This window comes from Sulfuritalea hydrogenivorans sk43H (genome assembly GCF_000828635.1).
Classification (GTDB): Bacteria; Pseudomonadota; Gammaproteobacteria; order Burkholderiales; family Rhodocyclaceae; genus Sulfuritalea; species Sulfuritalea hydrogenivorans.
Genome location: NZ_AP012547.1, coordinates 811,806 through 834,610, shown reverse-complemented (window position 1 = coordinate 834,610; position 22,805 = coordinate 811,806). Strand labels below are relative to the sequence as shown.

24 protein-coding genes are annotated in these 22,805 nt (G+C 63.1%); 10 read left to right on the top strand and 14 right to left on the bottom strand.

The features are described from left to right. Positions 1 to 8: 8 nt before the first annotated feature. From SUTH_RS04100 to tsaE, 4 genes are all read right to left on the bottom strand, one after another. Positions 9 to 413, bottom strand: coding sequence for a GxxExxY protein (locus SUTH_RS04100; protein WP_052473201.1), 405 nt, complete (start codon positions 411 to 413; stop codon positions 9 to 11). Then, positions 410 to 1,354 (bottom strand): bifunctional riboflavin kinase/FAD synthetase, encoded by a 945-nt coding sequence (locus tag SUTH_RS04095; protein WP_041097301.1) that lies wholly within the window; start codon positions 1,352 to 1,354, stop codon positions 410 to 412. Before SUTH_RS04095 ends, SUTH_RS04100 begins: the two co-directional genes overlap by 4 nt. A 200-nt stretch (positions 1,355 to 1,554) precedes the next feature. Next, a complete protein-coding gene (locus SUTH_RS04090; protein WP_041097300.1) occupies positions 1,555 to 2,811 on the bottom strand; it encodes an N-acetylmuramoyl-L-alanine amidase in 1,257 nt (418 codons plus the stop codon). Next, positions 2,766 to 3,260, bottom strand: coding sequence for a tRNA (adenosine(37)-N6)-threonylcarbamoyltransferase complex ATPase subunit type 1 TsaE (gene tsaE, locus SUTH_RS04085; RefSeq protein ID WP_041101632.1), 495 nt, complete (start codon positions 3,258 to 3,260; stop codon positions 2,766 to 2,768). The genes SUTH_RS04090 and tsaE overlap by 46 nt, the downstream gene beginning before the upstream one ends. Between tsaE and queG the strand changes: the two genes are divergently transcribed. Beyond that, the gene (queG, locus tag SUTH_RS04080; protein WP_148312844.1) at positions 3,255 to 4,328 is read left to right on the top strand and encodes a tRNA epoxyqueuosine(34) reductase QueG; all 1,074 of its coding nucleotides are present in this window, start codon (positions 3,255 to 3,257) and stop codon (positions 4,326 to 4,328) included. The two genes, tsaE and queG, sit on opposite strands and share 6 nt — an antisense overlap. Before the next feature lie 3 nt (positions 4,329 to 4,331). Here the strand turns inward: queG and SUTH_RS04075 are convergent, their stop codons facing one another. The 5 genes from SUTH_RS04075 to SUTH_RS04055 all read right to left on the bottom strand — a co-directional run bounded on the left by SUTH_RS04075 (position 4,332) and on the right by SUTH_RS04055 (position 7,661). Beyond that, positions 4,332 to 5,186 (bottom strand): sulfurtransferase, encoded by an 855-nt coding sequence (locus SUTH_RS04075; protein WP_041097296.1) that lies wholly within the window; start codon positions 5,184 to 5,186, stop codon positions 4,332 to 4,334. Further along, positions 5,104 to 5,535 carry a SpoIIAA family protein gene (locus SUTH_RS04070; RefSeq protein WP_084207244.1) on the bottom strand — a complete coding sequence of 144 codons (432 nt, stop codon included), beginning with the start codon at positions 5,533 to 5,535 and terminating at the stop codon, positions 5,104 to 5,106. Before SUTH_RS04070 ends, SUTH_RS04075 begins: the two co-directional genes overlap by 83 nt. A gap of 195 nt (positions 5,536 to 5,730) precedes the next feature. After that, entirely contained in the window at positions 5,731 to 6,021 is a 291-nt protein-coding gene (locus SUTH_RS04065) for an HU family DNA-binding protein (protein WP_041097294.1), read from the bottom strand. Between the two features lie 81 nt (positions 6,022 to 6,102). Then, the gene (gene mnmA / locus SUTH_RS04060; protein WP_041097292.1) at positions 6,103 to 7,203 is read right to left on the bottom strand and encodes a tRNA 2-thiouridine(34) synthase MnmA; all 1,101 of its coding nucleotides are present in this window, start codon (positions 7,201 to 7,203) and stop codon (positions 6,103 to 6,105) included. 5 nt (positions 7,204 to 7,208) lie between these two features. Beyond that, positions 7,209 to 7,661 (bottom strand): NUDIX hydrolase, encoded by a 453-nt coding sequence (locus tag SUTH_RS04055; RefSeq protein WP_041097290.1) that lies wholly within the window; start codon positions 7,659 to 7,661, stop codon positions 7,209 to 7,211. Positions 7,662 to 7,724: 63 nt separating this feature from the next. On the opposite strand from SUTH_RS04055, the gene SUTH_RS04050 reads away from it, so the two are divergent. The 7 genes from SUTH_RS04050 (at position 7,725) to SUTH_RS04020 (ending at position 13,229) form a co-directional block, all read left to right on the top strand. Next, positions 7,725 to 8,645: a branched-chain amino acid transaminase gene (locus SUTH_RS04050; RefSeq protein WP_041097288.1), complete on the top strand. Its 921-nt coding sequence runs from the start codon at positions 7,725 to 7,727 to the stop codon at positions 8,643 to 8,645. Between the two features lie 166 nt (positions 8,646 to 8,811). After that, positions 8,812 to 9,018 (top strand): zinc-finger domain-containing protein, encoded by a 207-nt coding sequence (locus SUTH_RS04045; protein WP_041097286.1) that lies wholly within the window; start codon positions 8,812 to 8,814, stop codon positions 9,016 to 9,018. A 33-nt stretch (positions 9,019 to 9,051) separates the two neighbouring features. After that, positions 9,052 to 10,050: a lipopolysaccharide heptosyltransferase II gene (gene waaF, locus SUTH_RS04040; protein WP_041097284.1), complete on the top strand. Its 999-nt coding sequence runs from the start codon at positions 9,052 to 9,054 to the stop codon at positions 10,048 to 10,050. A gap of 2 nt (positions 10,051 to 10,052) precedes the next feature. Beyond that, positions 10,053 to 10,478, top strand: coding sequence for a YybH family protein (locus tag SUTH_RS04035; protein ID WP_041097282.1), 426 nt, complete (start codon positions 10,053 to 10,055; stop codon positions 10,476 to 10,478). Positions 10,479 to 10,486: 8 nt separating this feature from the next. Beyond that, positions 10,487 to 11,464 (top strand): hydrolase, encoded by a 978-nt coding sequence (locus SUTH_RS04030; RefSeq protein ID WP_041097280.1) that lies wholly within the window; start codon positions 10,487 to 10,489, stop codon positions 11,462 to 11,464. A gap of 31 nt (positions 11,465 to 11,495) precedes the next feature. After that, complete coding sequence (locus SUTH_RS04025; protein WP_041097278.1) at positions 11,496 to 12,917, top strand: phosphomannomutase/phosphoglucomutase; 1,422 nt, start codon at positions 11,496 to 11,498, stop codon at positions 12,915 to 12,917. A 66-nt stretch (positions 12,918 to 12,983) separates the two neighbouring features. Then, positions 12,984 to 13,229 (top strand): DUF6364 family protein, encoded by a 246-nt coding sequence (locus SUTH_RS04020; RefSeq protein ID WP_041097276.1) that lies wholly within the window; start codon positions 12,984 to 12,986, stop codon positions 13,227 to 13,229. 248 nt (positions 13,230 to 13,477) lie between these two features. Here the strand turns inward: SUTH_RS04020 and SUTH_RS04015 are convergent, their stop codons facing one another. Beyond that, the gene (locus tag SUTH_RS04015; protein ID WP_041097274.1) at positions 13,478 to 13,885 is read right to left on the bottom strand and encodes a hypothetical protein; all 408 of its coding nucleotides are present in this window, start codon (positions 13,883 to 13,885) and stop codon (positions 13,478 to 13,480) included. 82 nt (positions 13,886 to 13,967) lie between these two features. Here SUTH_RS04015 and SUTH_RS04010 point away from each other — a divergent pair, with 82 nt between their 5' ends. Continuing rightward, the gene (locus SUTH_RS04010; RefSeq protein ID WP_041097272.1) at positions 13,968 to 15,947 is read left to right on the top strand and encodes a site-specific DNA-methyltransferase; all 1,980 of its coding nucleotides are present in this window, start codon (positions 13,968 to 13,970) and stop codon (positions 15,945 to 15,947) included. A gap of 11 nt (positions 15,948 to 15,958) precedes the next feature. On the opposite strand, the gene SUTH_RS04005 is transcribed toward SUTH_RS04010, so the two are convergent. Next, complete coding sequence (locus tag SUTH_RS04005; protein ID WP_041097270.1) at positions 15,959 to 16,273, bottom strand: HigA family addiction module antitoxin; 315 nt, start codon at positions 16,271 to 16,273, stop codon at positions 15,959 to 15,961. A 12-nt stretch (positions 16,274 to 16,285) separates the two neighbouring features. Continuing rightward, the gene (locus SUTH_RS04000) at positions 16,286 to 16,585 is read right to left on the bottom strand and encodes a type II toxin-antitoxin system RelE/ParE family toxin (protein ID WP_331709764.1); all 300 of its coding nucleotides are present in this window, start codon (positions 16,583 to 16,585) and stop codon (positions 16,286 to 16,288) included. Positions 16,586 to 16,617: 32 nt separating this feature from the next. On the opposite strand from SUTH_RS04000, the gene SUTH_RS03995 reads away from it, so the two are divergent. Further along, positions 16,618 to 19,542, top strand: a complete 2,925-nt coding sequence (locus SUTH_RS03995) for a DEAD/DEAH box helicase family protein (protein ID WP_041097267.1) — start codon at positions 16,618 to 16,620, stop codon at positions 19,540 to 19,542. Positions 19,543 to 19,571: 29 nt separating this feature from the next. Here SUTH_RS03995 and alaS read toward each other — a convergent pair whose 3' ends face one another. Beyond that, a complete protein-coding gene (alaS, locus tag SUTH_RS03990) occupies positions 19,572 to 22,193 on the bottom strand; it encodes an alanine--tRNA ligase (RefSeq protein ID WP_041097265.1) in 2,622 nt (873 codons plus the stop codon). Positions 22,194 to 22,371: 178 nt separating this feature from the next. Next, entirely contained in the window at positions 22,372 to 22,752 is a 381-nt protein-coding gene (locus SUTH_RS03985; protein WP_041101626.1) for a hypothetical protein, read from the bottom strand. Between the last annotated feature and the right edge of the window lie 53 nt (positions 22,753 to 22,805).

The window sequence follows — 22,805 nt, the reverse complement described above, 5'->3', positions numbered from 1 at the left end:
AATACAGGTCAAAGTCCATTTGCCAGCCTTTTGATGCCGTTGCGCATCGCATCAACATTGAAATTCATAAGCAGGCCAAGTCGTTTGTCCATCAGCCTGAGATAGGTCAGTAACTGGGCGTCATGGATCGGCATCAACTTTTCAACCGCCTTCACTTCAACAATCAAACAATCATCAATCAGCAAGTCCAGTCGATAGGATTGCGCAAGTGTCAACTTCTTGTAGCGCAAGGGCACAATCACCTCGCGTTTGACACTGAGTCCGGACTGCTCAAGCTCCCATCCAAGGCACTCCACATACGCCGATTCGAGTAAACCCGGCCCCACCTGACGATGCACCTCGATGGCTGCCCCAATGACGCGTCCACTCAGATCGTTGAAATCAGTCTCCGCAATGGCCTTTCTCTGCGTCATCTCTGCGCCTCTGCGCCTCTGCGGTAAAAAAATCCCTTCACGTCGGCTACATCGCGGGCGATCTGCGCCTTGAGCGCGTCGAGGGAATCGAATTTCGCTTCGTCGCGCAGCTTGTGGAGGAAGTTCACATCGACGTGCGTGCCATAGATGTCGCGATCGAAATCCAGCAGATGGACTTCCAGCACCGGCTTGAGGCCTTCGTCCACCGTCGGGCGCACGCCGATGTTGGCCGCGCCGGGCAGCGGCTTCGAATCGACGCCGGAGACAGTGACGGCGAACACGCCGGACAAGGGCAGGCGCTTGCGCCGCACCTGGATGTTGGCAGTGGGGAAGCCGATGGTGCGACCGAGCTTCCTGCCATCCATGACGCGCCCGGCAATGACGAAAGCTCGGCCCAGCAGTTGCTCGGCACGCTCGATGTCGCCCGCCGCCAGGGCTTCGCGCACGGCGGAGCTGGAGACGCGGACACCGCCGAAATCCACCGTATGCATGGCCTCGACCGCAAAGCGATGCTCGTGACCGGCCTGCTGCAGCATGGCGAAGTCGCCGCCGCGTCCCTTGCCGAAACGAAAGTCGTCGCCGATGATCAGATGCCGCACCGACAAGCCCCGCACCAGGATGTTCTCGATGAACTCCGTGGCGGTGAGCGCCGCCAGTTGGCGCGTGAAGCGGCAGACATGAACCCGATCGACGCCGCATTCGGCCAGCAGTTCGAACTTGTCGCGCAGACTGGCCAGGCGCGCCGGCGCCTGGTCCGGCGCGAACAGTTCGCGCGGATGCGGTTCGAAGGTGAGCACCGTCGCCGGCAGCGCGAGTTCGCGTGCCTTGGCTGTCAATTCAGCGAGCAGCGCGCGATGGCCACGATGCACGCCATCGAAATTGCCGATGGTCAGTACCGTGGACGTCGTCGCCCGCTCGGGAACACCGCGAAAAACCAGCATGGGGTTGAGGCAGCAGGGAAAGCGGGCGATTATATCAAGCTAGGCCGGTGCGACCTGAACCACAAGGCATGAAGGCTTCACCGCGGAGGCGCAGAGACGCAGAGAAAGGCAGCGCAGAGGGAAGCAACTACGGCAAATTGTTCGCATCTGGTTTTCTCTGCGAATCCTCTGCGCCTCTGCGGTAAGATTTTCCGCCAGAATCAATCCAGCCGTGCCAGCTTGGATTTGGCCAGCGGCGGATTTTTCGCGAAATAGCGGCGGATGCCCTTGAGGATCGCGTCGGCCATGCGGTCCTGGTAGGCCTCGTCGTTGAGGCGCGCCTCTTCTTCGGGATTGGAAATGAAGGCGGTCTCGATCAGGATCGAGGGAATGTCCGGCGCCTTGAGCACGGCGAAGCCGGCCTGCTCCACCTGCCCCTTGTGCAGCGTATTGATGCGGCCGAGTTCGCCCAGCACATCCTTGCCCAGCTTGAGGCTGTCGTTGATGGTCGCCGTCTGCGACAGGTCGAGCAGGGTGCGCGCCAGATACGGGTCCTTGGCGCCGAGGTTCACGCCGCCGACCAGGTCGGCGGAGTTTTCCTTGTTCGCCAGCCAGCGCGCCGCCGAGCTCGACGCCCCGGTTTCGGACAAGACAAATACGCTGGAACCGCGCGCGGTGCTCTTGATGAATGCGTCGGCATGCACCGAAACAAACAGGTCGGCCTGCACCCGGCGTGCCTTGCCGACGCGCTGCTGCAGCGGGATGAAATAGTCGCCGTCGCGCGTCAGCACCGAGCGCATGTTCGGCGTGGCATCGATCTTTTCCTTGAGGCGCCGCGCCACCGACAAGGTGACGTTCTTCTCGTGGCTGCCGCCGCGCCCGATCGCGCCGGGGTCTTCGCCGCCATGGCCGGGGTCGAGCACGATGGTGACGAGGCGCGCGATCTCGGGCTTCTCGGCCGGCTTTTCGGCGGGTCGCTCGGCGGGCTTCAGCTCGGCCTTCGGCGGCGCCTCGCCGGTTTTTTCCAGCAGCGCCATCAAGGGGTCGATCGGCTCCACCGGATACAGGTCGAGCACCAGCCGATGGCCATACTCGCCGACCGGCTTCAGCGAAAACACTTGCGGCTTCACTTCCCCCTTGAGTTCGATCACCAGGCGCACCACGCCCGGCTTGTTGCGTCCGGCGCGGATCAGCTTGATGTAGGGGTCGGAGTCGAGGATCTTCGAGGGCAGCGTTTGCAGCACGGAGTTGAACTCGACGCCTTCGAGGTCGAGCACCAGCCGCTCGGGGTCCTTCACCAGCAGATGGGAATACTTGATGGGCTGGTCGTGCTCCAGCGTCACCCGCGTGTAGTCGCGTGCCGGCCAGACGCGTACGGCAAGAATGCTGGTTCCCGCCGTGGCGCCAGCGCCGACTCTCGATACCAGCAGCGTCAGGCTGGCCGCGGCGAACTTGAGGACATCACGCCGGCGAGGCATGTGCGTCCCTTGTCACTTGCTGCGGTGATGGACGCGATGCGCCCCTCGCCGCTCGGATCCACGCGCAACTCGATTCGCATATCGGCGGGCGGCAGGTATGGCGCGGCCTTGTCGGGCCATTCGACCAGACAAATTCCGCTTCCTGAAAAATACTCATCGAGCCCCGCATCGAGATATTCTTCCGCCTGATTGAATCTATAAAAATCAAAGTGATAGAAGTTTAATCCAGAAACCACGTGAACTTCAACCAGTGTGTAAGTGGGGCTTTTTACCGGGCCGCTGTCGCCGGCCGCGCGCAACAGGCCGCGCACCAACGTGGTCTTGCCCGCGCCGAGGTCGCCATCGAGCCAGACCACCATGCCCGGCACCAGATTGCCGACCACGGCAGCACCCAGCGCCAGGGTATCGGCTTCGTTCGGCAACGCTAAAGTAAGATGGTCGGCATGCATGGCGATGAAAAAAACTCGACGGCGTTGAAGGACGGCATACGGCGCTGGGGCCGCGAACTGGGCTTTGATGCGATCGGCTTTTCCGGCACCCGGGTCGACGGCGCCGCAGAAGCTCTGGACGCATGGCTGGTCGCCGGCTTCCATGGCGAGATGGATTATATGGCGGCCCACGTGACGCCAGCGGGAAACAAGCGCGCGCTGCCGACCGAACTGGTGCCGGGCACGCGCAGCATCATCACGGCACGCATCAATTACCGTCCCGCGAGCGCCGACTCCCAGGAAGCGCTGGCCGACGGCGAGCGGGCTTTCGTTTCGCGCTACGCGCTGGGCCGCGACTACCACAAGCTGTTGCGCGCCCGCCTGCAAAAACTGGCCGACCGGATCACCGACGAGATCGGCGAGTTCGCCTACCGGGTATTCACCGACTCCGCGCCGGTGATGGAAGTCGGCCTGGCGCAGAACAGCGGACTGGGCTGGCGCGGCAAGCACACGCTGCTGCTCGACCGCGAGGCGGGATCGTATTTCTTCCTCGGCGAGATATTCACCGACCTGCCGCTGGCGCCGGATACGCCGGTCACCGATCACTGCGGCAACTGCACCGCCTGCATCGACGCCTGCCCGACGCAGGCCATCGTCGCGCCCTACCAGGTCGATGCGCGGCTATGCATTTCCTACCTCACGATCGAACTCAAGGGCAGCATTCCCGAAGCGCTGCGGCCCCTGCTGGGAAACCGCATCTACGGCTGCGACGATTGCCAGCTGGCCTGTCCGTGGAACCGCTTCGCGCCCCTGGCGCGCGAGACCGACTTCACGCCACGCCACGATCTCGACCGGGCGACACTGGTCGAACTCTTCGCCTGGGACGAAAACGATTTCAACGAAAGGCTGGCCGGGTCGCCGATCCGCCGCATCGGCTTCGAGCGCTGGCTGCGCAATATCGCCGTGGCGCTGGGCAATGCACCGCCGAGCGAAGCGGTGCTCGGCGCCCTGCGCTCACGCGCCGATCATCCGTTGCCGCTGGTGCGCGAACATGTGGCGTGGGCACTGGCACGCCACGCCACCGACTGACTACTAGCCCGTCGCCACCGGCCGCGAAGCATCGGCGCACCACTCGCTCCACGATCCGGGATACAGCTTCGAGCCGCTGAGCCCGGCCAGTTCCATCGCCAGCAGGTTGTGGCAGGCGGTGACGCCCGAGCCGCACTGCTGCACGACATCCGTTGCCGGTCGACCGGCAAGCAGCGCGTCGAATTCCGCGCGCAGTTCCGCCACCGGTTTGAAGAAGCAGCCGTCGTCATCGAGATTGTCGAAGTAGAAGCGATTCACCGCGCCGGGAATGTGGCCGCCCACCGGATCTAGCGTCTCGTTCTCGCCGCGAAACCGTTCCGGGCTGCGCGCATCGACGATCAGCATATCTTCCGACTGCAGGCTGGACAGCACCTGTCCCGCGTCGACCGTCATGTTCCGTGGTTGCGGCGTGAATACGCGCGGCGCCACCACGGGCACCGTTTCTTCCAGCGCCCGCTTGCCGCGCCGCCAGCCGGGCAAGCCGCCGTCGAGCAGCGCCACCTTGTCATGGCCAAGCCAGCGCAGCATCCACCACAGGCGCGACGCAAAGATTCCGCCTTCGTTGTCGTAGGCCACTACCTGCGTCGACGCATCGACGCCACAGGCCGACATGCGTGCTGCGAAACTGGCCACATCGGGCAGCGGATGACGGCCATTGCTTCCATCCTTTGCACCCGACAGGTCGTCGTCGAGATGCAGGAACAGCGCGCCGGGAATGTGGCCGCGGGCATAGGCCTGGCGGCCGTATTCCGTATTCTTCAGATCATGGCGGCAGTCAAAGACCCGCCACTCGGGATGAGCGGCAAGTTGTTCCGCGCTGACCAGCAACGCGGCCGGCGACTCCTTCAGTGCAGTCATTCGCTTTTTCGGCGAGCCAGGCGCGAGCCTCGGCCTCATCCTCGAACACCGTCACGTCGGCATTGACGAACAGTTGCTCCAGCCAAGCGCTCCATGCCACCCACTGGCTTTCGGTGATCACCGCAATGCGATTGAAGTCGCCGGCGTGCTGCTGGGAAAAGCGGATTTCCTCCCAGACCACATCCAGCGTGAAATCCGCCATGTCGCGCAGATCGACCAGCAGGTTTACCGTTCCCGAGAAATTGATCTCGTGAACAACCAGTTCCTCGAATTCCTTGAAGTCGGCCAGGGTGAATTCGCCGAACACGGCGAACTCGACCAGATGGTCCTGATGTTGTGTGTTGATCATGATGGGCCTCCCAAAATTCCGTTTCAATGGAGAGAATAATCAGCGGGGGCTGAAAAGACAATGGAAATCCGGCGGGAATTTTCTTGCGGCCACCGGGATGCCACCGAAGGCATGTCGCCTGGATGCCATCCGCACGCCTCGCGCGGACAAAAAAAGGGCCCGCAGTGCGGGCCCTTTTTCTGGAATCCTGTGACCTTACTTCTTGGCTTTTTTGCCGGAAACCGCCAACTTGAAACCGGAACCCGCGCTGAACTTCGGCACGGTGGTCGCGGGAATCTTGATGGTGGCGCCGGTCTTCGGATTCTTGCCGGTGCGCGCTGCGCGCTTGGCCGACTTGAAGGTGCCGAAGCCTACGAGAGTAACGGTATCCCCTTTCGAAACCGCTTTCACCACTGCTGCCATGATTCCATCCAGCGCCTTGCCAGCGGCAGCCTTGCTAATGTCGGCTTCCTTGGCGGCGATTTCAATCAGCTCTGCCTTATTCATACCTTAAATTCCTCCTGAGTTTTGAGGGCATCCCGCCCAAAAAATATTCTAAACCCGTTCTACCGGGCTTGTGCAAGGTATTTATTCACGTTGCGCCTGCGATGTTGCAATCACGCCGCCGCCCAGGCAAACCTTCGATTCGTAGAGTACGAGCGACTGTCCGGGGGTCACTGCCCATTGCGGAGCAGCAAAGACGACCTCGCATTCCGTCTCCGAAACGCGCTCGACATCGCAGGCCGCATCCGGCTGGCGGTAGCGTGTTTTCGCCGCATAAACCCAATGCGTGTGCGGTGCGCGTCCTGAAATCCAGGAGAGATCCCGGGCCACCAGGCTGCCGGAAAGCAGGGCGGGATGTTCGTGGCCCTGCACCACCCACAGGACATTCTTGTCCATGTCCTTGCCGGCGACGAACCAGGGTTCCTCCGGCGCGCCCTTGACGCCGCCGATGCCGAGGCCTTCGCGCTGGCCGAGGGTGTAGTACATCAGGCCCTCGTGACGGCCGATCACGCGATCGGTGCCGAACACGCGAATCTCGCCCGGCTGTTTCGGCAGGTAGCGCGCCAGGAATTCGCGGAAGGGTCGTTCGCCGATGAAGCAGATGCCGGTCGAATCCTTGCGCGCATGGTTGGGCAGGCCGGCCTCCTCGGCAATCTTGCGCACATCGCGCTTGTACAAGTGGCCGACGGGAAACAGTGTCTTCGCCAGCTGCGCCTGGTTCAGGCGATGCAGGAAATAGCTCTGGTCCTTGGTGCCGTCCTCGGCCTTGAGCAATTGCCATTCGCCGAGGAACTCCCTCACCTGCGCATAGTGGCCGGTGGCGATCTTGTCGGCGCCGAGCGCGATGGCATGGTCGAGAAAGGCCTTGAACTTGATTTCCGAATTGCACAACACGTCGGGATTCGGCGTGCGCCCGGCCTGGTATTCGCGCAGGAAATCGGCGAACACCCGTTCCCGGTATTCCTCGGCGAAATTGACGGCCTCGAACTCGATGCCGAGGACGTCTGCCGCGGCAGCGGCGTCGACCAGGTCCTGGCGCGAGGAACAATACTCATCGGTATCGTCACCCTCCCAGTTTTTCATGAACAGGCCGATGACTTCGTAGCCTTCGCGCTTGAGCAGCAGCGCCGCAACCGACGAATCGACGCCGCCGGAAAGCCCGACGATTATTTTTCCCTTGGACATGGTGGTCAGTCGTAGTGCCTCAAAAGTTCAAGCGGGAAGCGCCGCCCGGCGAGGTAGTCGCTCACGCACTGCCAGACCAGCGGGCTGCGATGGCGATCGGCGCTGGCGCGAATTTCGTCCGGCGTCATCCAGACGGCGCGCAGGATGCCGGCATCGAGTGTACGGCCTTCCTCATGCGCACCCAACTCGCCGGAAAAGGCAAAGCGCAAATAGGTAATGTCGCCCTGCGGCCGCGGCCACTGGTAAATGCCGACCAGCGCCGTCGGATTGAAACTCCACGCAGTCTCCTCGGCAGCTTCGCGGGTGCAGGCCGCAACCAGCGACTCGCCCTCGTCGAGGTGACCGGCGGGCTGGTTGAAGCGCAGGCCGTCTTCGGTTTCCTCCTCGACCAGCAGGAAGCGCCCCTCGCGCTCGATCAGCGCAGCCACGGTGACATTGGGTTTCCAGACACGATTCATCCGCGTATTTTAGCGCCCCTGCTAAAATCACTACTTCATTCACCGCAATGCTGGAGACCCACCATGTCCATGGCCGACCGTGACGGCTTCATCTGGTACGACGGCAAGCTCGTGCCCTGGCGCGATGCCACCACCCACGTGCTGACGCACTCGCTGCACTATGGCCTCGCCGTGTTCGAGGGTGTGCGCGCCTACAAGACCGTCTCCGGCACCGCGATTTTCCGCCTCAAGGAGCACACCGACCGGCTGTTCAATTCGGCGCACATCTACCGCATGCCGATGCCTTACGACAAGGCGACGCTGATCGAGGCGCACAAGGAAGTCGTGCGCAGCAACAAGCTCGAATCCTGCTACCTGCGCCCGATCGCCTTCTACGGTTCGGAAAAGATGGGCGTCAGCCCGCGCGGCGCGGCGACGCATGTTTCGATCGCGGCCTGGCCCTGGGGCGCCTACCTCGGCGAGGAAGGCATGGAGAAGGGCATCCGGGTCAAGACCTCCAGCTACTCGCGGCACCACGTCAACGTCAACATGGCGCGCGCCAAGTTCGCCGGCACTTATGCCAACTCGATCCTGGCCAACATGGAAGCCACCGAGGACGGCTACGACGAGGCCCTGCTGCTCGACGTCGATGGCTTCGTTGCCGAAGGCGCCGGGGAAAACCTGTTCGTGATCAAGGACGGCGTGATCTACGAACCCGAGATCGCCTCCGCCTTGATGGGCATCACCCGCAACACCGTCATCACGCTGGCCGCGGAACTCGGCTACCAGGTGATTGCCAAGCGCCTGACGCGCGACGACATCTACATCGCCGACGAAGCCTTCTTCACCGGCACGGCGGCGGAAGTCACGCCGATCCGCGAGCTCGACAACCGCACCATCGGTGCCGGCAGCCGCGGGCCGATCACCCAGAAGATCCAGAGCCTGTTCTTCGACGTGGTGAACGGCAAGGTGCCGGCCCACAAGGACTGGCTGAGCTATATTTAACGCTCACGGTCGAGTACGACACATCTCTGAGCATGAAACAACGCAAGGGCGAATTGGTCGCCCCCACCCCGGCCCCGCCCCGAGGCGGGGTGACTGATCGGCTCGCTGCGCTCGAATGTCACTCGTGCCTCCGAGCGAGTTTCCTCACATTTAACCGAGGTAAGCCATGACCACACTCGACGAATCGCAACGCCAGGTTGCCGTTACCGCCCACGATCTGCCGCTGGCCTGCCCGCGTCCTGGCGCGCCGCTGTGGGCCCGCCATCCGCGCGTCTTCATCGACGTGCTGAAAAGCGAGTCCGGCGAGGCCGCCTGCCCCTATTGCGGCACGCAATACCGCTTCGAAGGCGAGCGCCCCAAGGGCCACCATTAAGCTTCGTCGCCAGATTCGCGCTCCACTTCCGGTATGAAGATTCTTGTCGTCGCTCCGTCCTGGATCGGCGACACGATTCTCGCCCAGCCGCTGCTCGCGCTGCTCAAGCGCAAACATCCCGACGCCCGCATCGAGGTGCTGGCGCCGAACTGGTCGGCGCCGCTGCTGGGGCGCATGGGCGAGGTCGATGCGGTCATCGTCAATCCCTTCGGCCATGGCGAATTCAATTTCGGTGCGCGCCGCGCTTTGGGCCGCCGTCTCGCCAGCGCCGACTTTTCAAAAGCCTACGTCTTGCCGAACTCCTGGAAGTCGGCACTGGTGCCCTTCTTCGCCGGAATTCCCCGCCGCATCGGCTATCAGGGCGAAGCCCGCTACCTGCTGCTCAACGAACGCCATCGGCTCGATGCAAGCGCGCATCCGCAACTGGTGCAGCGCTATGCCGCGCTGGCCGGGCCGCCGCCCGCGACCTTGCCGCAACCGCATCTGAGTTCCACGGTGGAACAGCAGCAAGCAGTACGCCGGGAACTGGGCCTGCCTCTCGATGCCGCACCGGTGATCTTCTGCCCCGGCGCCGAATACGGCCCGGCCAAACGCTGGCCGTCGCAGCACTTTGCCGCGCTGGCGCGGCTCGTCGCGAGCCCGCAAAACCCGGTCTGGCTGGTCGGTTCGGCCAAGGATGCCGCGGTGGGCGATGAAATCAGCGCGGCGGCGGAAGGCGCGGCGCTCAACCTGTGCGGCCGCAGTTCGCTGGAACAGGCCATCGACCTGATTGCTTCCGCACGCTGCGTGGTCAGCAACGACTCCGGCCTGATGCACGTGGCCGCGGCGCTGGGGCGGCCGCTCGTCGCGCTCTACGGTTCGTCGTCGCCGGCCTACACGCCACCGTTGTCGGCGGAGGCGGAAATCATTTCACGAAACCTGCCGTGCAGCCCCTGTTTCAAGCGCGAATGTCCGCTGGGACATTTCGACTGCATGAACGGAATCACTCCTGAACAGATCGCGGCGAACGTCACCGCGAAGTTGCGGAGCTGACCATGCCCGGGCAGAAACTTTTCGCCACGCCGCAGGATGTCGAAGCGGCTTTCTACGAAGCGCTGGAGCGCTGCGACATCGAAGCCATGATGGCGGTCTGGGCCGAAGACGAGGAAGTCGTCTGCGTGCATCCCGGCGGGCCGCGCCTGGTCGGCTACACGATGATCCGCGAAGCCTGGCAGCATGTCTTCGCCAACGGCCGCAAGCTCAGGGTGCGTCTGTCGCAGCAGACCTCCGTAACGACACCCTTCGCGATGGTCAGCACCCTGCTCGAGCATATCGCCACCGTTGACAACGAGAGCATGAGCGCGCCGGTGGCGGCCACCAACATCTACGTACGCGGGGCCCTCGGCTGGCGCATGGTCGCCCACCATGCTTCGCCGGTACCGCCCGACAGCCTCGGCGAAGCGCCACGAGTCCTTCACTGAACGCCGCTGTGGAAACACCTCGCTATCTGGCGCCGGAGTGGCTGCCCGGCGGCCACGCGCAGACCATCTGGCCGTTGCTGATCAAGGGGCCGCTACCGCACTACCGGCGCGAGCGCTGGGACACCCCGGATGGCGACTTCATCGACCTCGACTGGATTTCCGGTCGCGCCGGCACACCCTGCGTGGCGCTGTTCCACGGCCTCGAAGGCAGTTCGCGCAGCCACTATGCGCGGCGGCTGATGCACGCAGTGGAGCAGCGTGGCTGGCACGGCGTGGTGGTGCATTTCCGTGGTTGCTCGGGCGAGCCGAATCGCCTGCCGCGCGCCTATCACTCGGGCGACTCGCAGGAGATCGACTGGGTGCTGCGCCGCCTGCGGGCGCGCGGTGATCCGGCGCTGTTCGTTGCCGGTGTTTCGCTCGGTGGCAACGCGCTGCTGAAGTGGCTGGCCGAGCAAGGCAGCCAGGCGGCCAGCGTGATCGACGCGGCGGCGGCAGTGAGCGCGCCGCTTGACCTTGCCGCCGCCAACACCGCACTTTCATCCGGCTTCAACCGGGTCTATGCGCGGCATTTCCTGCGCACGCTGATTCCAGCGGCACTGGCCAAGGAGCGCCGCTTCCCCGGTCGCATCGACATTGATCGCGCCAGGGCGGCGCGCACCCTGCGCGACTTCGACGATGCGGCGACCGCACCACTGCATGGCTTTGCCGGCGCCGACGACTATTACGCGAAAAGCAGCGCCGGTCCGCTGCTGGGCACCGTGCAAGCGCCGACGCTGCTGCTGCATGCCGCCAACGATCCCTTCCTGCCGCAAGCCGCGCTGCCGCGGCGCGATGCCTTGTCCGCGGCCGTGAGCTTCGAAGTGACGGCTCACGGCGGCCACGTCGGCTTCGTGCACGGCACCCTGCCCGGCCGCCTCGACTGGCTGCCGCAGCGCCTGCTGGCGCACTTCGACGCCCATCCGCCGGCGAACTTGCGCGTGCGATAATTTCCGCCATCCAACTCATCCGGCGGCAGACATGCGCACACTCGCACCCGAGATCTTCAAGGCCTACGACATTCGCGGCATCGTCCGCACCACGCTGACGGCGGACACCGTGCGCAGGATCGGCCAGGCGCTGGGCAGCGAAGCCGTAGCGCGCGACATCAAGGCGATCGTCATCGGTCGCGACGGCCGCCTCTCCGGACCCGCGCTGGCGAGTGCGCTGGCCGACGGCATTACCCGAACCGGCGTGGACGTGATCGACATCGGCTGCGTGCCGACGCCGATGACCTACTTCGCCGCGCACGAACTCGGCACCGAGAGCTGTGTCTCCGTCACCGGCAGCCACAATCCCCCGGAATACAACGGCCTGAAAATGGTGCTGGGCGGCCAGACGCTGTATGGCGAGATGATCCAGGACCTGCGTCGCCGCATAGAGAAAAATGCGGCCAGCGCCGTCCCGCCAGGGGATACCGCTTCGCATAACTTTTGCCAGGGTCGCGGTGTGGTACGCCACGCCAGCGTGCACCAGGCCTATCTCGATCGCATCGTCGGCGACGTCAAGCTGTCGCGGCCGATGAAGATCGTCATCGACTGCGGCAACGGCGTGGCCGGCGGTGTCGCGCCGGAGCTGTTCCGCCGCATGGGCTGCGAGGTGACCGAGTTGTTTTGCGAGGTCGATGGCAACTTTCCCAACCACCACCCCGATCCATCCAAGCCAGAAAACCTGGTCGACCTGCAGCGCGCCCTGCGCGAGACCGGTGCAGAACTGGGCCTGGCCTTCGACGGCGACGGCGACCGGCTCGGCGTGGTCACCCGGGATGGCGAAATCATCTTCCCCGACCGCCAGTTGATGCTCTTCGCCGCCGACGTGCTCGTCCGCAATCCCGGCGCCCAGATCATCTACGACGTGAAATGCTCGCGCTGGCTGGCGGAGTCGATTCGCCATCAGGGCGGCCGGCCGCTGATGTGGAACACCGGCCACGCCCTGATCAAGACCAAGCTCAAGGAAACCGGCGCACCGCTGGCCGGCGAGATGAGCGGCCACATGTTCTTCAAGGAACGCTGGTTCGGCTTCGACGACGCGCTGTACACCGGCGCGCGCCTCCTCGAAATCGTCTCGCGCTGGGAAGACTCCAACTGGCCGCTGAAGAATCTGCCCAACGCCATCTCGACGCCGGAACTCAACATCAAGATGAACGAGGGCGAGCCGCATGCGCTGGTGGCGAAGCTGCGGGCCGGCGGCAAGAAACTGCTGCCCGGCGCGCGCGAACTGATCACCATCGACGGCGTGCGCGCCGAGTATGCCGACGGCTTCGGTCTGGCGCGCGCCTCGAATACCACGCCGGTCGTGGTGCTGCGCTTCGAGGCCGACACGCAGGCCGCGCTGACGCGCATCCAGGCCGAGTTCAGGAGCGCGCTGGAAACCTTGTGGCCGGGAATCCGCACCGGCTTCTGACGCCGCTGTGCCGTCTGCCGACAACAGCAACTTGAGCGACTACACAGAAATCTGCATCGTTGGCCCATGAAGATCACGCTCGACATCAACGATTCGCTGCTGGCCAACGTCAAGGCGCTGGCGGCGCGGCAGCGAATCAGTTTGACGCGACTGGTCGAGGAAGGATTGCAGCTTCGCCTTCACTCACCACATGTCGCAACCAAGACCGGCAAACGGAATATTCCCGTCTTCAAGGGACGCGGCGGTTTGGTTGCCGACCTGAACCCGACCAGTAACAAGGCAGTGCTGGACGCCGCCGACAATAACGCCTGACGTCAATTGTGTTGATTGCCGCGTCACGGACGCGACCATCCCCACCACACAAACATTCGCAGTCTGCGGCCATGCCCTTGAAGCATGCGCCGATGATGCAAGCCTGAGGCTGATACCGACGATTTTGGCCAGCTTCCTGCGATTGATCACGTTCAACGCCGATTTCAAGAAGCTGTTACGGCGAACGCAAACGACTGTACTCAGCCCCGGCTGAACTGCACCGGCTTCTGGCCTGACGCTCGCCGGCGCTATTTCTTTGGCTCGGTCTTGCCTGCCAGGACAAGGCCGAGGATGACTTCCCGCACCGCCTTGCGCTGCGGCACGGGCAGACTCATGAAAGCCTCGAACATCTCGCGTTCCTGGTAGCCGATGCCCTCGTCCCAGCGCTTGCGTCGCTCGCTCACCTGCCGCGCGATCTCCACCCCATCCCGCAATTCCTGCGGCGTTACGTTCAGCCATTTCGCCAACGCAAGCAGTTTGTCGTTGGCTGGAAAGGTCTCGCCCACAAGCCAGCGGCGCACACCGTGCAACGTAACCGGCTTGCCCCAGTAACGCTGATTGAACTCACGTTCCAGCACGGCGGGCTTTCCCTCGTAACCCGCTTCCTCCATGGCCCGACGTAAGCGTTGGGCGAATTTGGCTTTGGCTTTGTCCATGCGTCCAAATTACGGCCAGAATCAAACTGGTTACGTAACCTGTATGATTGTTACGTCATTAACGTAACTTTCAATCAAGTTCATGCCCAAAAGCCTGTTGGAACAGCTTCCCGATATCGTCAAGCGCGGGCGCGAAGAAGCCGAAAAGATTCTCGAAAGTCTCGAAGGCCGCCACCGCGTCGGCCTGCAAACCCGCGAATGGGTGCTGCCGGCCAAGGACACGGCGGCAACAGACTGGATCGCGCAGAGTCAGCGCGCCGGGCATCTCGCCGCAGCCAGCCAGAAAGTCGGCGCTGGCGGGACGGCGAATGGTGCGGGCGATTGGGCCAACCGCCTGATCTACGGCGACAACTTGCTGGCAATGGCGGCGCTACTGGCCGGCGACGAGCAGACGCCGAGCCTGCGCGGCAAGATCGACCTGATCTACATCGACCCGCCCTTCGACTCCAAGGCCGACTACCGCACCAAGGTCGCGCTACCCGGCGTCGAACTGGAACAGAAGCCGACCGTCATTGAGCAGTTCGCCTATTCCGACACTTGGTCCGACGGCACGGCCTCCTATCTGGCGATGATCACACCGCGGCTTATTCTGATGCGCGAACTGCTGGCCGACACCGGCTCGATCTATGTGCATCTCGACTGGCACGTCGGGCATTACGTGAAGATCGTGATGGATGAGGTGTTTGGGAAGGAGTGTTTTCGCAACGAAGTCATCTGGAGCTACTTCGGCTTCAAGCGATCTACCGCAAAGAAATTTCCGCAAAAACATGATGTTCTTTTCTCATTCACCAAATCTCCAAACTACTTCTGGCGTACCCAATACAAACCCCACAATCCCGAATACCTGAAGCGGTTCAAACCGGACGAAACTGGCCGGCTGTGCCGATCTGACGTGAATCCGACTGGTGGAGGTAGCCGAAAGATCTACCTTGATGAGGTAGAGGGGGACATTGTCGACTCGGTATGGGACGATTTGCCGCCGGTAAATCCAGTAGCCAATGAACGCGTCGACTATTCGACGCAGAAACCAGAAAAACTACTGGATCGCATTATTCAATCATCCTGTCCAGAAAATGGCTTCGTCGCCGACTTCTTCGGCGGCTCCGGCACCACCGCTGCCGTCGCCGAAAAGCTCGGCCGCCGCTGGATTACCAGCGACCTCGGCAAGCCGGCCTGCATGGTCATGCGCAAGCGCCTGATCGACCAGAACGCCAAGCCCTTCCTCTATCAGGCCATCGGCGATTATCAGGTGGAGGCGGCAAAAGCGTCGCTGGGGCGGGGCTTCCGCGTCGGCGACCTGTCGCAGATCGTGCTCTCGCTCTACGGCGCTCTGCCGCTGCCGGCGGAGGACAACGCCAACCGGAACCTCGGTAAGCTCGTGGCCGGCGGCTCGAAGACGCTGGTGCTGGCCGATTCGCCGAACAAGCTGACGGGCGCGGCGACGCTCAAAAAAGCCGCCGCCCTGCGCGATACACTGATGGGCGGCTGGGACAAGGTGGTGGTGCTGGGCTGGAACTTCGAGCCGGGCATAGGCGAAAGCATCGCGGCGATGAACGATGCGCGCCTCGAAGTGCTGGTGATCCCGCCCGACCTACTGGATCGGCTGAAGAAGAAGGGCGGACTGGAAAAGCTGCGCGGACAAGTGCGCTTTGCCAGCCTGCAATACCTGACGCTGCATCCGGTAGAGCGGGCAAAAGTCGGCGCTGGTGAGACGGCGCAGGAAATATTGACCGTGCGCCTCGCCAACTATGTGCTGCTCTCGCCCGAGGCGATCAACCTCGATGAGGCCAACCGCGCCAAGTTGCAGGCGGTGGCGAACCGGGAACCGCTGGCGCTGATCGAGTACTGGGCAGTCGACCCGGACTACGACGGCAAGGTGTTCCGCTCGGTGTGGCAGGACTATCGCGGCAACACGGAGAACGACGGCGATCCGCTGCGCGTGGTGACGCAGGCGGTGCTCGATCTGCCGGCGAAGGATGGCCCGCGCCGCGTCTGCGTGCGGGCGGTGGATGTGTTCGGCTTCGAGGCGGAAGCGGTGGCGATAGTAGAGGTGGCGGCGTGAAATCCGCCCGTTCAGGCAGCCAGCCGGGGAATTTTTTTCAAGTCCTTGCCGAGGTGGCTTTGCGCGATTTTGAGGTCGTAGTCCGCCTGCCAGCTCGACCACATCTGCGGCGACTGGCCGAAGGCGCGACCGAAGCGCAGCGCAAGGTCTGCCGTCACCGGACGCTCGCCACGAACGACATGCGAAATGCGCATCGGCAAAACGCCGATGACACGGGCGAACTCGGCCTGGCTCATCTTGCGGTCGCCCAAAATTTCCGCCAGAAGCTCACCCGGATGAATGGGCGGCATCCCGTTGACCGGATTGTTCGCGGTTGGATCGCTCATGATCGGTACTCCTCAGTGATAGTCGGCGATTTCCACGTTGAAGGCGTCGCCGTCTTCAAAGCGGAAACACACACGCCATTGGTCGTTGATGCGAATGCTCCATTGCCCGCCGCGATCGCCTTTCAGTGCTTCGAGGCGGTTCGAGGGCGGCTCCCGCAAATCCTCGATGCGCTTGGCGAAGTGCATCTGATACAGACGCGTCATCGCCCGACGCAGGATGCTCTGCGGCAATCGCCGCGACCGCCCTGTCGTAAACAGCGATTCCGTTTCCTTGTCGGCGAAGCTGCGGATCATGACCATCAATATAAACATTTTGTTTATGCGGCGCAAGCAGGCCGATCCGCATGAGCAAGGCAGAAAATCCGCTGGCCCTTGCCGCCGGTCTGACGGCCAAGACAAACCAGCTTTGCATCGGTCTTGAAGACGGCGTCGCCGATATTTACGACCTGGTGACGCCGACCACGGCGGAACTGCTGCGCTGGTGGTTTCTGGCCGACATCTGCGCGACGCGACCGTTCAATTTTCACGCTGGGCAGCGACAGGCGATTCTGAACGCCATCGTCGCGCACGAGGTGCTGAATGCGGCCGATCTGGCGACTCTCTACCGCGCGGCGGCGCCGGATGCGCTCCTGACCGGCGGCCGACTGGCCGAGGTATTGCAGGCCAAACACGGCCATCCGAAGTACTGCCTGAAAATGGCGACCGGCACCGGCAAGACCTGGGTAATGCAGGCACTGATGGTCTGGTCGCTGCTCAACAGGACAGCGGCGCAGGCGGAAGGAATCGACGATCCGCGCTTCACGCGCCATTTCCTGATTGTGGCGCCGGGCCTGATCGTCTATGAGCGTTTGCTGGATGCCTTGCGCGGCAAGCAGAAGGATGGCGAGCGGGATTTTTCCAGTTCCGACGTGGCGCGCTACGCGGAGCTGTTCATTCCCGAAGGCGAACGGGAACTGGTGTTCGGCTTCGTGCGCGGCAATCTCTGCATCAAGGATGAAATCGGTCTCAAGGCCACGGGCAACGGCCTGATCGCCGTCACCAACTGGCATGCGCTGGTGGAAGGCGAGGAGGAGCCCGAGCCGGAAGTCGATGCACCGGGCGCGCCGGCCGATCCGCAACGGGTGATCGCCGAAGTGCTGCCGCTGGCGCCGGGCAAGTCGGCTGGCAACAGCCTGGAGATGCTGGATCGGCGCTATGCGCGCGGCGGTATTCTCGACTACCTGGCCGCGCTACCGGCGCTGATGGTCTTCAACGACGAGGCCCATCACATCCATGAAGTGAAGAAAGAGGGCGAGGCCAGCGAAGTCGAGTGGCAGAAGAGCCTGTCGCGCATCGCCGAGAAAAAAGGGCGCGGCTTCGTGCAGGTCGATTTTTCGGCTACGCCCTACAACGATGTCGGAGCGGGAAAAAACAAGCGCAAGGTCTATTTCCCGCACATCGTGGTGGACTTCGATCTCAAGGCCGCCATGCGCGCCGGACTGGTCAAGTCGCTGGTGCTCGACCGGCGCAAGGAGATCGGCGCTTTGCCTTTGGAGTTCAAGGCCGAACGAGACGCGGATGGTAATCCGACCTTGGCCGAAGGCCAGCGCGTGATGCTGCGCGCCGGCCTGCAAAAGCTTAAGAAGCTGGAAGCAGATTTTTCTGCGCTTGACCCGGCGCGGCATCCGAAGATGCTGGTGGTCTGCGAGGACACGTCGGTCTCTCCCTTGGTGACGCAATTCATGCGTAACGAAGGCCTGACTGATGATGAAGTGATGACCATCGACTCGGGCCGCAAGGCAGAACTGGGCGAAAAGGAATGGGCGCCGGTTCGCGAGCGGTTGTTCGACGTGGATCGCCATGCAACGCCGCGCGTGATCGTCAGCGTGCTGATGCTGCGCGAAGGCTTCGACGTCAACAACATCTGCGTCATCGTGCCGTTGCGTTCGAGTCAGGCGCAGATTCTGCTGGAGCAGACCATCGGCCGCGGCCTGCGCCTGATGTGGCGCGAGGACGACTACGCCGACATCAGGCACGAAAACCGGGAGCGCATCAATGCCGGCAAGGAACCGGCGAGCCTGATCGACATCCTCTCCATCGTCGAACACCCGGCTTTCCAGTCTTTCTACAAAGAGTTGATGGAGGAAGGCCTGGCTGGCACGACCAGCGAGGAAAGCGACAACGCCAGCAGCGCCGGCGACATGATCACGGTCGGCCTGCGCGACGGCTACGAAGAGTTCGATTTCGCCATTCCCTTCATCCTGCGCGAAGCCGAGGAGACACTCGATCATCAGCGGCTGGATGTCATGGCGTTGCCGACCTTTACCGCGATAGGCCGCGCGGAACTTTCGCGCATGCTGGGCAAGGGCGATACCTTTGTCTCCCAGGACTTGCAGAGCACCACCCTGTTCGGCGATTACAGGGTCGAGGGGGCGGTGATGAACGTCGGCGGTTACAACGACTATCTGGCGCGCCTCACCCGTCGGATCGGTCAAGCCCTGAGTCAGCCGCTACCGAGAGGGCGCAAGGTCGCGGATCATCACGCCAATCCCTACATGCAGGTAAATACGGCAGAACTCACGGGATGGCTGGAACACTACATTCTCGAACGGCTGTTCGGCGAGCCCTTTGATCCGATGGCCGATGAAAACTGGCGCTTGCTATTGTTGCAGCCAGTGGTCGATCACATCACCGAAAAATTCGCGCTGGCGTTGGTGGAATCCGAGCAGCGCAACTGGCAGGGCGAAACCGAAGTGCATCCGCGGCGACTTTCGGATGTGGCCAAACTGACCATGCGCGAGAGCGCCTCGCTGCCGGTCGGCAAGTGCATCTACGAGCGTCTGCCCTATCCTACGCGCAGCGGCGGGCTGGAGCGGGCATTCATGGAATGGGCCCAGGCGGACAGCAGCGTGGCTGCGTTCTGCAAGATCAGCGAAACCCGTCATGATTTCGCCCGGTTGCGCTACGTCAAGGAAGACGGCCTGCCGGCTTTCTACTCACCGGATTTTCTGGTGTGGGCGGAAAAGGCAATCTATCTGGTGGAGACCAAGGCCCAGCAACAAACCACTCACCCGAACGTGCAACGCAAGCTGAAGGCCGCCACCGCATGGTGCGAGCGCATCAACGAACTGGCGCCCGAGCATCGGGATCAACGCGAGTGGCGCTATGTGCTGCTCGGCGAAGTGATGTTTCACGATTGGCGCAGCAAGGGCGGACGGCTGGCCGAACTGCTCGATTACGCGCGGGTGCGGACGACCGGTGATTCCAGCGCGCAGCTGTCGCTGGTCTGAAATTCGCCGTTCCGCCAGCGCCGACTTTTCTACAGCCTGGCTTCCACCCAGCCTTTCACTGACGCCAGCGCCGCCGGTACGGCCGCCGGCTGCGTACCACCAGCCTGCGCCATGTCGGGCCGGCCGCCGCCCTTGCCGCCCACCTGCTGCGCAACGAAGTTGACCAGTTCGCCGGCCTTGAGCTTGCTCGTGAGATCGGCAGTGACGCCGGCGATCAAGCTGACCTTGCCTTCGCCGGTACTGGCTAGCACGATCGCCGCGCTCTTCAATTTGTCCTTGAGTTTGTCCAGGGTCTCGCGCAGCGCCGTGGCATCGGCGCCTTCGAGAATCGCGGCAAGCACCTTGACGCCCTTGACGTCGACCGCTTGGCTCAGCAGGTCGTCGCCCTGCGAAGCGGCGAGCTTCGACTTGAGGCGCGCGAGTTCCTTTTCCAGCGCCTTCACGTTGTCCTGAATCTGCGCCACGCGCGCGGCGGCTTCTGCCGGCTGCGCCTTGAGTTCGGCGGCGACGGCATCGAGCAGCGCCTGCTGCTGCTGCACTTTCGCCACCGCGACGTCGCCACAGACCGCCTCGATGCGGCGTACGCCGGCCGCGACGCCGGCTTCCATGACGATCTTGAACAGGCCGATGTCGCCGGTGCGCGCCACATGCGTGCCGCCGCAGAGTTCCTTCGACGAACCGATCGTCAACACGCGCACTTCGTCGCCGTACTTCTCGCCGAACAGCATCATGGCGCCGGTTTTCTGCGCGCTTTCGAGGTCCATCACCGACGCATCGGTCGCCGCATTAGCGATGACTTCGTCATTGACGATGCGCTCGATGCGGAGTATCTCCTCGGCCGTGACCGGCTGGGTATGGGCGAAGTCGAAGCGCGTCTTGTCGGGATCGACCTGCGAGCCCTTCTGTTGCACGTGCGGGCCCAGCACTTCGCGCAGCGCCTTGTGCATCAGGTGCGTCGCCGAGTGATGACGGATGGTACGGGCACGCGCCAGGGTGTCTACTTTCGCCGTGACGCCACCGCCGACTTTCAGGGTGCCGGTGCGTACCACGCCATGATGGCCGAAGACGCTGGCCTGGATCTTCTGCGTGTCTTCCACGGCGAAGATGCCGTGCACCGAGCGCAATTCGCCGACGTCGCCGACCTGGCCGCCGGATTCGGCATAGAAGGGCGTGTCGTCGAGCACCACCACGCCGAGCTCGCCTTCGACCAGTTCATTGACCGCCGTGCCGTCCTTGTAAAGGGCGAGGATGTTGCCTTTGGCTTCCAGCGTCTCGTAGCCGTGGAAGGTGGTAGCCGGACCGTCGTAGTCGAGGTTGGCGGCCATCTTGAACTTGCCGGCGGCGCGCGCCTGTTCCTTCTGCCGCGTCATGGCGGCATCGAAGGCGGCGCTGTCGACCACAATCTGCCGTTCGCGGCAGATGTCGGCCGTCAGGTCGAGCGGAAAGCCGTAGGTGTCGTGCAGCTTGAACGCGGTCTCGCCGTTGAACTGCATCACGCCGGTCTTTTCCATCAGTTCCAGCTCGGCTTCGAGGATCGCCATGCCGTGCTCGATGGTAGCGAAGAAGCGGTCTTCCTCCTGCTTCAACACGTCCATCACGCGCTGCTTGCCGCTGGCGAGTTCGGGATAGGCCGCGCCCATTTCCGTCACCAGGTCGGGCACCATCTTGTGGAAGAAGGCGCTGCGCGCGCCGAGCTTCCAGCCGTGGCGGATGGCGCGGCGGATGATGCGGCGCAGGACATAGCCGCGCCCTTCGTTGCCGGGAATCACGCCGTCGGCGATCAGGAAGGAACAGGCGCGGATGTGGTCGGCCAGCACACGCAGGCTCGGGCTGTCCATGTCGGCACCCGAGGTCTCGCGCGCGGCGGCGGCGATCAGCGCCTGGAATAAATCGATTTCGTAGTTGGCATGCACATGCTGCAGCACCGCCGATATGCGTTCCAGGCCCATGCCGGTATCCACCGAGGGCTTGGGCAGCGGATGCATGATGCCCGCCTCGTCGCGGTTGAACTGCATGAAGACGTTGTTCCAGATTTCGATGTAGCGGTCGCCGTCTTCGTCCTCGCTGCCCGGCGGGCCGCCCCAGATGTGCTCGCCGTGGTCGTAGAAAATTTCGGTGCAGGGACCGCAGGGGCCGGTGTCGCCCATCATCCAGAAGTTGTCGGATGCATAGCGCGCGCCCTTGTTGTCGCCGATGCGGATCACGCGATCCTGCGGCACGCCGATCTCCTTGGTCCAGATGTCGTAGGCCTCGTCGTCCTCCGCATACACCGTGACCCAGAGCTTGTCTGCGGGGAGTTTGAAGACATCGACCAGCAGTTCCCAGGCGTACTTGATGGCATCGCGCTTGAAGTAGTCGCCGAAGCTGAAGTTACCCAGCATCTCGAAAAAGGTGTGGTGCCGCGCCGTGTAGCCAACGTTTTCCAGATCGTTGTGCTTGCCGCCGGCGCGCACGCATTTCTGCGAACTCGCGGCACGGGTGTAGCTGCGCTTGTCGAAGCCGAGGAAGACATCCTTGAACTGGTTCATCCCGGCGTTGGTGAACAACAGGGTCGGATCCTCGTGCGGCACCAGCGAACTGGAGGCCACCACCTGGTGGCCTTTCGAGGCAAAAAAATCGAGGAAAGCTTGGCGGATTTCGGAGCTTTTCATGGCGGGAAATGCTGGCTGGAACAGGAAACCGCGATTTTACGCGAACCAAACGGACTTATCCCACCAAGGGACGCCTGCCCGCGAAGCGGAATACCAGGCGTGCAAGGCACCGTCTGCGGCTGGGCGCCGCAGACATAAAAAGCCCGCGCGAAGGCGGGCTTGACGGAACGCGGCGGCCTTACTTGTTGCGTGCCGGGCGATCCTTCTTGCCGTCGTGATTGCGGTCACGCTGGCGGTCGTGCTTTTCCTTGGCAATGTGCCGGCTTTGGACATTCTCGGCTTGCTGAAGGCGCGCACGTTCCTGCTTCGTGACGACGCCGTCGGCCTTGGCCTTGTCTTCCATCCTCTGGACGCGTTCCTGGCCTTTTTCCAGACGGGCGGCTTCCTTGGCGGTCAGTTCGCCGGACTTGACGCCCTGGTCGATGCGCTGTTGCTGATTGGCCTGGCGTTTGTCGATGCCGGGCGTGGCGGCCGGGTCCTTCGCCGGTGCGGTTTGCGCCAGAACCGGCAGGGCAAAAGCGGCAAGGACAGCGACCAGCAGACTGGATGTGCGTTTCATGTGTTGCTCCTCGTGTTTGGAATGGGACAGCCCCATGCGCAGAATAACGCCAG